Here is an 11,761-nt window from a genome sequence, read left to right as displayed (position 1 = left end):
CCTGGCCGCAGACGTAGTTCTGCGGCCAGGCAACCGCTGGGAGCGCCCTGGATTTGCGGTGCTCAGTAGAATCAATCCACGGCATCGATCCGGCTATCACCGGGGAGTCTTCGGAAGAACAGCCGCTCCGGCCCAGTAGAACCGAACGGGTAGGCCCGTCACAGCCTGCAATGAGCGGCCGCGCGTGAGCGCGGCAAGCGGGGTGGTACCGCGGCGCTCGCGCACTGTGCGCGTCGTCGTCCCCGTGCCGATACGTAGCTGGCACAGGAGACCGATGACCGACAGCGCCTATCCGCGCACCGATTTGGGCGCCGACCCACGCGGCGGCTCACCGGATTTCCCCGCGTTGGAAGCCCAAGTCCTCGATTACTGGTTCCACGACGACACCTTCCGCGCCAGCATCGCCCGCCGCGACGGGGCCCCGGAATACGTGTTTTACGACGGACCGCCGTTCGCCAACGGCCTACCGCACTATGGTCATCTGCTCACCGGCTATGTCAAGGACATCGTCCCGCGGTACCGCACGATGCGGGGCTATAAGGTGGAGCGCCGCTTCGGCTGGGACACCCACGGGCTGCCGGCCGAACTCGAAGTCGAGCGCCAGCTGGGCATCACCGACAAATCCCAGATCGACGCCATGGGGATCGCCGCGTTCAACGACGCCTGCCGCGCGTCCGTGTTGCGCTACACCGACGAATGGCAGGCGTATGTGACCCGGCAGGCTCGCTGGGTCGACTTCGACCACGACTACAAGACGCTCGACCCCACCTACATGGAGTCGGTGATCTGGGCGTTCAAGCAGCTGTGGGACAAGGGCCTTGCCTACGAGGGCTACCGGGTGTTGCCCTATTGCTGGCGCGACGAAACCCCGCTGTCCAATCACGAACTGCGGATGGACGACGACGTTTATCAAAGCCGCCAAGACCCGGCGCTGACCGTGGGCTTCAAGGTCACGGGCGGGGACCTGGACGGGGCCTACCTGCTGGTGTGGACGACGACACCCTGGACCCTGCCGTCGAACCTGGCGGTGGCGGTCAATCCGGACGTGACGTATGTGCAGGTGCGGGTGGGGGACCGGCGCTACGTGCTGGCCCAGCCGCGGTTAGGGGCCTACGCCCGCGAGCTGGACGAAGAGCCCGAGGTGCTGGGCACCTATCGCGGCGCCGAACTGCTGGGCATCCGGTACCTGCCGCCGTTTCCGTATTTCATGGACACCCCCAAGGCATTTCGAGTGCTGCCGGGCGACTTCGTGACCACCGAGGACGGCACCGGCATCGTGCACATGGCGCCGGCCTACGGCGAGGACGACATGGCGGTCTCGGAGGCGGCCGGCATCGCACCGGTCACCCCGGTCGATTCCAAGGGCCGTTTCGATGCCACCGTTCCGGATTACCAGGGGCAGCACGTCTTTGACGCCAACGCGCAGATCATCCGCGACCTCAAGAACCAGAGCGGCCCGGCGGCGGCCAACGGCGCGGTGTTGCTCCGCCACGAGACCTACGAGCACCCGTACCCGCACTGCTGGCGCTGCCGCAACCCGCTGATCTACCGGGCGGTGTCGTCGTGGTTCGTCGCCGTCACCGCATTCCGGGACCGCATGGTGGAACTGAACCAGCAGATCACCTGGTATCCCGAACACGTCAAGGACGGCCAGTTCGGTAAGTGGCTGCAGGGCGCCCGCGACTGGTCGATCTCACGAAACCGCTACTGGGGTACCCCGATTCCGGTGTGGAAGTCGGATGACCCGGCCTACCCGCGCATCGACGTGTACGGAAGCCTCGACGAGCTGGAGCGCGACTTCGGGGCGCGGCCCACCAACCTGCACCGGCCCCACATCGACGAGCTGACCCGGCCCAACCCCGACGATCCGACCGGCCGCAGCACGATGCGGCGGATCCCCGACGTGCTCGACGTGTGGTTCGACTCGGGTTCCATGCCGTATGCCCAGGTGCATTACCCATTCGAGAACGGGGATTGGTTCGACAGCCATTATCCCGGGGATTTCATCGTCGAGTACATCGGCCAGACCCGCGGCTGGTTCTACACACTGCACGTGCTGGCCACCGCGCTGTTCGACCGGCCGGCGTTCAAAACCTGTGTGGCGCACGGGATCGTGCTGGGTTCCGACGGCCAGAAGATGAGCAAGTCACTGCGAAACTACCCGGACGTGACCGAGGTGTTCGACCGCGACGGCTCCGATGCGATGCGGTGGTTTTTGATGGCCTCACCGATCTTGCGCGGCGGCAACCTGATCGTCACCGAAGCAGGCATCCGCGAAGGCGTACGGCAAGTGCTGCAGCCGTTCTGGAATGCCTACAGCTTCCTGGCCCTGTATGCGCCGAAAGTCGGTACCTGGCGCACCGATTCGACGCACGTGCTGGATCGCTACATCCTGGCCAAGCTGGCGGTGCTGTGCGACGACCTCACCCAGGCGTTGGAGCTCTGCGACATCTCCGGGGCTTGCGAGCAGCTGCGGCAGTTCACCGAGGCGTTGACGAATTGGTATGTGCGACGGTCGCGTTCGCGCTTCTGGAAAGAAGATGTCGACGCCATCGACACGCTGCACACCGCGCTGGAGGTGACCGCGAGGCTGGCCGCGCCCCTGCTTCCGCTGACCACCGAGGTGATTTGGCGTGGTCTCACCGGGGAGCGGTCGGTACACCTGACGGACTGGCCGCAAGCCGATGAGCTGCCTGCGGACCCTGACCTGGTCGCCGCCATGGATCAGGTCCGCGAAGTGTGTTCGGCCGCGTCGTCGCTGCGTAAGGCCAAAAAACTGCGGGTGCGTCTGCCGTTACCGAAACTGACTGTGGCAGTGGATGACCCGCAGCGGCTCAAGCCGTTCACGGATCTGATCGCCGATGAGCTCAACGTCAAGTGCGTCGACCTGACCGACGCGATCGACACCTACGGCCGGTTCGAGCTCACGGTCAACGCCCGGGTGGCCGGGCCGCGGCTGGGCAAGGATGTGCAGGCGGCCATCAAGGCGGTCAAGGCCGGCGACGGAGTCGTCAACTCCGACGGCACCCTGACCGCCGGCCCCGCGGTGCTGCAACCCGACGAGTACAGCTCACGGCTGGTGGCCGCGGACCCGGAATACACCGCAGCGCTGCCCGACGGGGCGGGTCTTGTCGTGTTGGACGGCACCGTGACCCCCGAGCTGGAGGCGGAGGGCTGGGCCAAGGACCGGATCCGCGAACTGCAGGAGCTGCGCAAGTCGACCGGACTGGATGTGTCCGACCGGATCCACGTGGTGATATCGGTGCCCGCCGAACGGGCCGACTGGGCGCGCACCCACCGCGAGCTCATCGCCGGGGAGATCTTGGCGACCAGCTTCGAGTTCGGCGAGCCGGCCGATCCGGTGGAGATCGGCGATGGCGTGCGGGTAGCCATCACCAAGGCCTGATGCTGCTGGTCAGCCTGACCACAGCCGGCGCTGAAAAAGCTTGCGAAAAAAATCTCCAAAAAAGTGTCCGGGTAACCGGGGGCGGCTGCTCCTACCTGTGACAGCGGCCCATCGGGGGCCGCGACGACAGTTAGGAACACATCGTGAGCACCATCCATGACCTCGAACCGACCTCATACGCTGTCCCTTCCGACGATCTCACGGTCGGCGAGGCGTGGGCGTCGAGTCCGTTGGGAGACCCCTCGGTCGAGCACGGATATCTCTCCGAATCCGCCGATCTCGCGTACGAACGGCCCGCGCCGGCCGCCGGCGAGCCGCGATCGACGACAAGGAAGGCCGGCAATGCCATCGTGGCCGCGGCCGTGGTCGGGGCGATCGGAGCTTTCGCCGCGCTTGGTTTCGTCCTCGTCAACGGCAACGACTCGAGCCAGCCGAAGCCCGTCGTCGTGGCTCCGGGTGCGCATGTCGGTACGAGCACCCCTCAGGCACCCGACTCGGCCACGCCGCCGTCGGTCGCGCCGGCCCCTACGTCGGCGGTTACCCCGCCTGACAATGGGCAGGCTCCGACCCAGGCACCCGGACCTACAGGTGGTGGCGACACACCGGCATCGACCGATCCGGCGCCGGCGCCAGCGCCGCCCGCCGCAGCGCCACCGGCCGATCCCGGCACCCCGCCGCCAGACGCGCCGAGCGCGCCACCCGTGACCGTCAACATTCCCCCGGTGGTGCCTCTGCCGGTGCCCGTACCAATACCCGTGCACCCGGGCGGCGGCAAGCTCGGCGGCGGTCAGCCCGGCGGTGGCTTCAAACCGCTTCAACCCTGCAAGGCCTGCCACCTCCCCACTCCACCGCACCTGTGACACGGCCGCGCACGGACGAGGCCGGACTTTGCGTCCGGTCTCATCCGTGTTCCCGCAGCAAATCTGCAATTAAGCAGTGCCGAGTCAACTTGGTGCGCGCACAATTAACCCAGCGCCGACGCCTTCGGGACGGGCAATCGACGCTTGATCGGGAGCAACTTCGATGACCGCACTACCTGACTGGGACATCGCCAGCGACGCGCAGCTGGCCGGTGCGGCCGTGGCCGGTGACCGGGCCGCCTTCGCCGGAATCTACGACCGTTACGCAGACCGCCTGCACGACTTCTGCATCGGGATGGTGTGCGACCGTGAGGCGGCCGCCGACTGTGTACAAGAAGTGTTCTGCACAGCGGCGGTGCAACTGACGAAGCTGCGTGACCCCGACAAGCTGCGCCCGTGGCTCTATGCCATCGCGCGGAACGAGGCTCTCCGTTGTATCCGGCTGCGCCGCCGCGAAAGCGCCTCCGATGAGCTGCCCGAGGCAGAGTCTTTGGAGGCGGGCCCGGATACGCTGGCCGCCCGCACCGAACTGGCCAACCTGATCGCCGAGGCCGCCGGCGGACTGTCCGACCGCGACCGTTCGGTGCTCGAACTGAGTTACCGCCATGGCCTGGACGGACCTGAGCTGGCCGAGGCGCTGGGCGTCAGCCCCAGCAACGCCACCAAGTTGGTGCAGCGACTGCGCGAAACCGTTGAACGGTCGCTGGGTGCCCTGCTGGTGGCCCGTGGAGTGCAGCGCAATCCCCAGGAGTGCTCCGAGCTCGGCGCGATCCTGGCCAACTGGGACGGTCACTTCAGTGTCTTGATGCGCAAACGGATCGCCCGCCATATCGACGACTGCGAGACCTGTGAGCGGAACCGTCGGAATCTGGTCAGCCCGAAAGCGCTGCTGGGTGTTGTACCGATTCTGGTGGCGGCCCCGTGGTGGCTACGCGGACAGACGCTGACCAAGGTCCAGTTGACGTCGGCTGACTTTGATTTGACCGCCAACGGCGACGCGAGCTCCGCGCTCACCGCCGTTCATACCGGGTATCGGCAGGAGGGCGCCACAAGGGGCGACGCCGGCGCGGATAGCCAGTTCGATGCGGGCGAAACGCAAGGCCGTCGCTCGCGCCTGATCCAGGCCATCTGGGCGCTGGCGGTCATCCTGATTGTGGCGATGGGATTGACGTTCATCTGGCTGCATCACCAGAAGACCGCCGTCGCCCCGGACGTCATCAAGATTGCGCCCACGCCCACCGAAGCAAGCGTTCCGCCACCGCCAGCGGGCAGCCAGCTCCCGGCCTTCCCGCCGCCTCCGAGCAACCCGGGCGCGACTATGCCGGCCGTGCCACCGGTGCCTCCCGGTCAAGCGCCTGCGCCGATTTACAACCCGGCGCCCAACGCCCCGATACCCACGGCCGCGCCGCCCGCCCAACCACCGCCGGCGGTCGTGCCGGTGCCTGTCCGGCCGCCGGTGTGGATTGCCCCGAATCTGCCTCCACCACCCCAGCTGACGATTCCCAAATTCCCGCCTCCCAGAAGCACTCCTACGTCCGTGGTTCCGCCCCCCCGGCGCGGGACGCTGAACTAAAGCGTGAGCGCCGCGGGTGGTCAGCTGCCGGAACGCAGCGCGCGGCGGGCATGTGGCCAGAACGGCATGCCGGCGACAACCGTGGCGCCGGTAGCGATGAGGCCGACCGCGACGTCGACGCTCTCGCGGCCGTCGGCCGCCCAGTAGACATCCTTGAGGTCCAGCAGCAGGGCCAGCTCGTCGACGATCAACGCGTTCGCCGAACCGAATGCGACCGCGGCCGCGGGGTGGCGCCGTTGCTTCTCGGTTCCGCGCAGGCCGATGGCCGCTACCGTCGCCAGCAGCGCGATACCGATGTTGTAGTGGTGAAAATGCCTGCCGCCCAGCTTTATTCCGCCACCCGTCGGACCGTGGCCGGCGCGGATCCAGTGGGTGAGCGTGCGCAGTCCGATGAAGGTGAGGGTGAAGGACAGCCAGGCCAGTACCGTGGCCTGCTGACCGGGTTGCAGTCGCTTGCCCCATTGGTGGCGCAGCCGCGCCCATCGTCCCAGGTGGTCGGCAGCCTCAAGTGGTGTCAGCGCGTTGGGATTCTCGGCGTCCATCACGCCGCCTTGATCGCGCGCCAGCGCTGCCTGCCGGTGCCGACTTCAACGTTGATGGCCCAGCGATTCGAGCTGCAACACAGCCGGTGGCAGAGATTCATGGCCATAGGCTTCGACGTTAGCCCTTCAACCGGAAATAGCATTAACGGCTGTGGAGTCCCGTTGGGTGCTGCACCTGGACATGGATGCGTTCTTCGCCTCCGTCGAACAACTCACCCGGCCCACCCTGCGCGGCCGGCCGGTGCTGGTCGGCGGCTTGGGCGGCCGTGGCGTGGTGGCCGGCGCGAGCTACGAAGCGCGGGTGTTCGGCGCGCGGTCGGCCATGCCGATGCACCAGGCCCGCCGGCTGATCGGCGTGACCGCGGTGGTGTTGCCGCCGCGCGGTGTGGTGTACGGGGTGGCCAGCCGGCGGGTCTTCGACACCATCCGCGGCGTGGTGCCCGTGGTCGAGCAGCTGTCTTTCGACGAGGGCTTCGGCGAGCCGCCCCACCTTGCCGGGGCGTCGGCGCAGGACGTCGAGGTGTTCTGCGAGGGCCTGCGGCGACGGGTGCGCGAGGAGACCGGCCTGATCGCCTCGGTGGGCGCGGGCTCGGGCAAACAGATCGCCAAGATCGCGTCCGGGCTGGCCAAACCGGACGGCATTCGGGTGGTCCGGCGCGCCGAGGAACCGTCGCTGCTGGGCGGGTTGCCGGTGCGCAGGCTGTGGGGCATCGGCCCGGTCGCCGAGGAGAAGTTACACCGCCTCGGCATCGATACGATCGGACAACTGGCTGCGCTGGCCGACGCCGAGGTGGCCAACATCCTGGGCGCGACGGTCGGGCCCGCGCTGCACCGGCTGGCCCGCGGCATCGACGACCGCCCCGTCGCCGAGCGTGCCGAAGCCAAGCAGATCAGCTCCGAGTCCACCTTTGCGGCCGATCTGACCAGCCTTGAGCAGCTGCGTGAGGCGATCGACCCGATCGCCGAGCACGCTCATCAGCGCCTGCTGCGCGACGGCCGGGGTGCGCGCACAGTCACGGTGAAGTTGAAGAAGTCCGACATGAGCACGCTGACCCGCTCGGCGACGCTACCCTACGCGACGACCGAGGCCGGGGCGCTGGTCGCCGTGGCGCGGCGGCTGCTGCTGGACCCTCTCCGGATCGGGCCCATTCGTCTTCTCGGCGTTGGGTTTTCGGGATTGAGCGACGTGCGCCAGGAGTCGTTGTTCCCGGACCTGGAACTCTCGACGTTGGAGCCGGAGGCGCATCACCCGGTTGAGACCGCCACCGAGGCGATGTTTGCACCGGGTCAAGAGGCCTCGCACTGGCGGATTGGCGACGACGTCTGCCACCCGGATTTCGGGCACGGCTGGGTGCAGGGCGCGGGCCACGGAGTGGTCACCGTGCGCTTCGAGACCCGCGCGTCGGGCGCGGGGCAGGCCCGGACGTTCGCCGCCGACTGCGGCGACCTCACCAGCGCCAACCCGATCGACAGCCTGGACTGGCCGGACTACGTCGGCGTGCTGCGGGCCCAGGATTCGGCCTCGGAAACGGCTGGGGAATCTGCCGGGGCTTCAGCCCCAGCGCCCAATGATGTCGGCGACGGGTAGCCGCGCGGCGAGCGCGGCCATCAGCAGCACCCGGGTCTGCGGCGGCGGCAGTCGGGGCACCATCACCGCGCCGGCTTCCGCCATGTCGTGGCCGGGACCGTAGCCGGCACTGACCCGCCCTCCGGGTACTCGCGTGCACACCGCGACGACGCTCCCGTTGCGGCAATGCCGGCGCACCGCGTCGACCACCGCTTTCCCGGCGTTGCCCGAACCCAGCGCTTGCAGCACCACGGCCTGGGCGCCGGCGGCCACGCAGGCGTCCAGCGCCACTCCGTCGCTGCCCAGGTATGCCGCGACGATGTCGACTCTGGGTGCCGTGACGGCGCGCAGATCGCCCAGATAAGGCCGTGTCTTGGGGTGTGTCAGCGTCACCCCGCCAGAGGTGGTGCCCAGCTGCGTGCCGGTGAAGCCGCTCAAGTCCTGGGTGTCGACCTTGCGAAAGCCCAACGGCTGCCATACCCGGCCCGCGAAACAGACCAGCACCCCGAGGTCATCGGCGGCCGGGCTGGCTGCCACCGCCAGGGCGTCGCGCAGGTTGGCCGGACCGTCGGCGTCGGGCGCATCGGCGCTGCGCATGGCGCCGGTCAGCACGACGGGAACGGCGCCGTCGTAGGTGAGCTCCAGCCATAAAGCGGTCTCTTCCATGGTGTCGGTGCCGTGCAGGACGACCACCCCCTGTGCGCCGTCACCGATCGCGGCCCGCACCGCGGTACTGATCCGATCCCAATCGGCCGTTGTCAGCTCGGAGCTGTCGACCGCCATCAGGTCCACGACATCGACGTCGTGATCGATCTCCAGGCCGGATGTCAGGTCCGCGCCGCTGCGGGCGGGTCGGCGCACCCCGTCGGCGCCGGTGCTGGTCGAGATCGTTCCTCCGGTGGTGATGACGGCAAGTCGGCCCATGGCGCGATCATCCCGCACCGGCAGTGGGGGATGATGGGGAAGTGCCCGAGGAACCAACAGGATCGGCGGAGCCGGCGACTTCAGCCGGTGAGCCCGCTATGGACGGGACGGTCGGGGAACCCGGCGTGCCTGCGCCGCAGCCTCGACGGCTGCGTCTGCTGCTTTCGGTGGCAGGAGTGGTGCTCGCGCTTGACGTCGTGACGAAGGTGCTGGCCGTCAAACTGCTTCCGCCCGGTCAGCCGGTGTCGATCATCGGCGACACGGTGACCTGGACCCTGGTGCGCAATTCGGGGGCGGCGTTCTCGATGGCGACCGGATACACCTGGGTGTTGACCCTGATCGCGACCGGTGTGGTGGTTGGCATCTTCTGGATGGGTCGGCGGCTGGTGTCACCCTGGTGGGCGGTGGGACTGGGGATGATTCTCGGTGGCGCCATGGGTAACCTGGTCGACCGATTCTTCCGGGCGCCGGGGCCGCTTCGGGGACATGTCGTCGACTTTTTGTCGGTTGGCTGGTGGCCCGTCTTCAACGTCGCGGATCCGTCGGTGGTAAGTGGCGCCATCTTGCTGGTTGTGCTGTCGATCTTCGGATTCGACTTCGACACCGTGGGCCGGCGCACGGCCGACCTGAACACCGGTGCCCGCCGTGAGGCTGACGGAAGTTGAGTGACCGCTCGATGCCCGTCCCCGAGGGATTGGCGGGCATGCGCGTAGACGCCGGGCTGGCGCGGCTGCTGGGATTGTCCCGCAGCGCCGTGGCGGCCATTGCCGAAGACGGCGGCGTCGAACTGGACGGCGTGCAGGCCGGCAAGTCCGACCGTCTCACCTCCGGCGCCTGGTTGCAGGTGCGCCTGCCCGAGGCGCCGCCGCCGCTGGAGAACACGCCGATCGAGATCGAGGGCATGACGATCCTGTATTCCGACGACGACATCGTGGCGGTCGACAAACCCGCCGCGGTGGCCGCGCATGCGTCGGTGGGCTGGAAGGGCCCTACGGTGCTCGGCGGGCTGGCCGCAGCCGGTTACCGGATCACCACCTCCGGTGTGCACGAGCGCCAGGGCATCGTGCATCGCCTCGACGTCGGCACCTCCGGGGTGATGGTCGTTGCGCTCTCCGAACGCGCGTACACCGTGCTCAAGCGGGCGTTCAAACAGCGCACGGTCGACAAGCGCTACCACGCGCTGGTCCAGGGCCATCCGGATCCGTCCAGCGGGACGATCGACGCGCCGATCGGCAGGCACCCCGGCGGCGAGTGGAAGTTCGCGGTCACCACGAACGGCCGGCACAGCCTCACCCATTACGACACCCTGGAAGCGTTCGTCGCCGCCAGCCTGCTCGATGTGCACCTGGAAACCGGCCGCACCCACCAGATCCGCGTGCATTTCGCCGCGCTGCATCACCCGTGCTGCGGCGATCTGGTCTACGGAGCCGACCCGAAGCTCGCGAAAAGGCTTGGGCTGGAACGTCAATGGCTGCACGCGCGGTCGCTGGCATTCGCTCATCCCGCCGACGGCCGGCGGATCGAGATCGTCAGCCCGTACCCACCCGATCTGCAGCACGCATTGGACGTGTTGCGCGGCGAAAGCTGACCCGTCAGTCGGGTTTGCGTGCCTCCACGAGGACCCGCGTCGGGTGCGCGACGAAAGGCCCCTCGGTCTGGATGTGCTCATGCAGTTCGCGCAGCCGGTCGCGATAGCGCTCCACGGTGAAGTCGGGCACCGTCCAGATCACCTTGCGCAGGAAGTAGATAACGGCGCCGATGTCGAAGAACTCGGCCCGCAGCCGCTCCATGCGGATATCCACGATCTGCAGGCCCGCGGCCTGTGCCTGCGCGCTCTGAGCGTCGGGATGAAACTCGGCCCATTTCTCCGGCTGCGGCCCGATGAAGTACTCGACCAGCTCGCCCATCGTGGCGGGCCCGATGTGCTGCGCGAAGTAGTTGCCACCCGGCCGGAGCACCCGAAGGATTTCGGTCCACCACACCGAGATCGGATGGCGGGCGCTCACCAGGTCGAACGCTTCCTCGGCGAACGGCAACGGCGGCTCATCCCGAGTCGCCACGACCACCACGCCCAGCGGATGCAAGCGCCTGGTTGCCAGGGCCGCGTTCGGAGGCCACGTTTCGATGGCGGCCATGGTGGGCGGGAACGGCCCCGCGCCGCCCAGCACCTCGCCGCCGCCGGTGTGAATGTCCAGCGCGGCCGACACGGTGGCCAAGCGTTGGCTCAGCATCCGCTGGTAGCCCCACGACGGCCTTTCCTCCGTCGCGCGGCCATCGAGCCAGGAGAAATCCCAACCGTCAACCGATACTGAATCAGCCTCTGTCACCAGATCTTCGAATGTGCGACCCATGCTGGGCATGGTAGGCATTCATCACGTCGCGCAGACGAACTTGGTGCCGCTGAGGCCGCGGAAACCCGCTTAGACGTTGGCCGTGGTGGTTTCGCCCGACACCACGTCGGGCGCCAGGGGAGCGATGGCACACAGGATTTCCGTCACTGTCTCGGCGGGAACCCCGGCCGCGGCCAGCGCGTCACCCAGGTGCCGAGCCACGAGGTTGAAGTGGTGCATGGTGATTCCGTGACCCTGATGCACTTGCTTCATCGTCGCACCGGTGTAGGGCTCGGGCCCGCCGAGGGCGGCCGCAAAGAATTCCGCCTGTTTGCCTTTGAGGCGGTTCATATTGGTTCCGGCGAAGAAGCCAGCCAGCTGATCGTCGGCGAGCACCCGGGCGTAGAAGTCCTCGACGACGCCCTCGATCGCCTCGTGCCCGCCGATTTTGTCGTAGATGCTGACCGGCTCCGGCCTGCGGAAACGTGCCATAAAATCGCATCGCATCAGGGGAACATTCGGGGGTTGCCTGCCAGTTAGTGCGCGGTCATACACGGAT

General features: G+C 67.8%; 10 protein-coding genes. 6 read left to right on the top strand and 4 right to left on the bottom strand.

Annotated features, from left to right (window positions below; translation table 11 throughout):
* The first annotated feature begins 274 nt into the window (after nucleotides 1-274).
* The 3 genes from ileS to ACLP9N_RS12695 all read left to right on the top strand — a co-directional run bounded on the left by ileS (nucleotide 275) and on the right by ACLP9N_RS12695 (nucleotide 5,839).
* A complete protein-coding gene (ileS, locus tag ACLP9N_RS12705; protein WP_442407739.1) occupies nucleotides 275-3,406 on the top strand; it encodes an isoleucine--tRNA ligase in 3,132 nt (1,043 codons plus the stop codon).
* Nucleotides 3,407-3,549: 143 nt separating this feature from the next.
* Nucleotides 3,550-4,266 (top strand): hypothetical protein, encoded by a 717-nt coding sequence (locus ACLP9N_RS12700; RefSeq protein ID WP_442407738.1) that lies wholly within the window; start codon nucleotides 3,550-3,552, stop codon nucleotides 4,264-4,266.
* Nucleotides 4,267-4,429: 163 nt separating this feature from the next.
* Nucleotides 4,430-5,839 (top strand): RNA polymerase sigma factor, encoded by a 1,410-nt coding sequence (locus ACLP9N_RS12695; RefSeq protein ID WP_442407737.1) that lies wholly within the window; start codon nucleotides 4,430-4,432, stop codon nucleotides 5,837-5,839.
* Nucleotides 5,840-5,859: 20 nt separating this feature from the next.
* Here the strand turns inward: ACLP9N_RS12695 and ACLP9N_RS12690 are convergent, their stop codons facing one another.
* Complete coding sequence (locus ACLP9N_RS12690) at nucleotides 5,860-6,381, bottom strand: hypothetical protein (protein ID WP_442407736.1); 522 nt, start codon at nucleotides 6,379-6,381, stop codon at nucleotides 5,860-5,862.
* 151 nt (nucleotides 6,382-6,532) lie between these two features.
* Here ACLP9N_RS12690 and ACLP9N_RS12685 point away from each other — a divergent pair, with 151 nt between their 5' ends.
* Nucleotides 6,533-7,969: a DNA polymerase IV gene (locus ACLP9N_RS12685; protein WP_442407735.1), complete on the top strand. Its 1,437-nt coding sequence runs from the start codon at nucleotides 6,533-6,535 to the stop codon at nucleotides 7,967-7,969.
* Here the strand turns inward: ACLP9N_RS12685 and ACLP9N_RS12680 are convergent.
* Complete coding sequence (locus ACLP9N_RS12680) at nucleotides 7,934-8,872, bottom strand: asparaginase (RefSeq protein WP_442407734.1); 939 nt, start codon at nucleotides 8,870-8,872, stop codon at nucleotides 7,934-7,936. The genes ACLP9N_RS12685 and ACLP9N_RS12680 overlap by 36 nt on opposite strands.
* Nucleotides 8,873-8,913: 41 nt before the next feature.
* Here ACLP9N_RS12680 and lspA point away from each other — a divergent pair, with 41 nt between their 5' ends.
* On the top strand, nucleotides 8,914-9,537 hold the full coding sequence (gene lspA / locus ACLP9N_RS12675) for a signal peptidase II (protein ID WP_442407733.1): 624 nt from the start codon (nucleotides 8,914-8,916) through the stop codon (nucleotides 9,535-9,537).
* A complete protein-coding gene (locus ACLP9N_RS12670; RefSeq protein WP_442407732.1) occupies nucleotides 9,534-10,460 on the top strand; it encodes an RluA family pseudouridine synthase in 927 nt (308 codons plus the stop codon). Before lspA ends, ACLP9N_RS12670 begins: the two co-directional genes overlap by 4 nt.
* A 4-nt stretch (nucleotides 10,461-10,464) precedes the next feature.
* On the opposite strand, the gene ACLP9N_RS12665 is transcribed toward ACLP9N_RS12670, so the two are convergent.
* Nucleotides 10,465-11,223, bottom strand: a complete 759-nt coding sequence (locus tag ACLP9N_RS12665) for a methyltransferase domain-containing protein (RefSeq protein WP_442407731.1) — start codon at nucleotides 11,221-11,223, stop codon at nucleotides 10,465-10,467.
* A gap of 69 nt (nucleotides 11,224-11,292) precedes the next feature.
* Nucleotides 11,293-11,694, bottom strand: coding sequence for a group I truncated hemoglobin (locus ACLP9N_RS12660; RefSeq protein WP_442407742.1), 402 nt, complete (start codon nucleotides 11,692-11,694; stop codon nucleotides 11,293-11,295).
* Nucleotides 11,695-11,761: the final 67 nt, after the last annotated feature.

It is taken from the genome of Mycobacterium sp. (genome assembly GCF_052144515.1).
Taxonomy (GTDB): Bacteria; Actinomycetota; Actinomycetes; order Mycobacteriales; family Mycobacteriaceae; genus Mycobacterium.
This window is presented reverse-complemented; position numbering and strand designations above follow the sequence as displayed.

Bases quoted from the DNA above. Each gene is read 5' to 3' on its own strand.
- ACLP9N_RS12690 (WP_442407736.1), bottom strand. From the start codon at position 6,381: ATGGACGCCGAGAATCCCAACGCGCTGACACCACTTGAGGCTGCCGAC.
- ACLP9N_RS12665 (WP_442407731.1), bottom strand. From the start codon at position 11,223: ATGGGTCGCACATTCGAAGATCTGGTGACAGAGGCTGATTCAGTATCG.
- ACLP9N_RS12660 (WP_442407742.1), bottom strand. From the start codon at position 11,694: ATGGCACGTTTCCGCAGGCCGGAGCCGGTCAGCATCTACGACAAAATC.
- ACLP9N_RS12680 (WP_442407734.1), bottom strand. From the start codon at position 8,872: ATGGGCCGACTTGCCGTCATCACCACCGGAGGAACGATCTCGACCAGC.
- ileS (WP_442407739.1), top strand. From the start codon at position 275: ATGACCGACAGCGCCTATCCGCGCACCGATTTGGGCGCCGACCCACGC.
- ACLP9N_RS12695 (WP_442407737.1), top strand. From the start codon at position 4,430: ATGACCGCACTACCTGACTGGGACATCGCCAGCGACGCGCAGCTGGCC.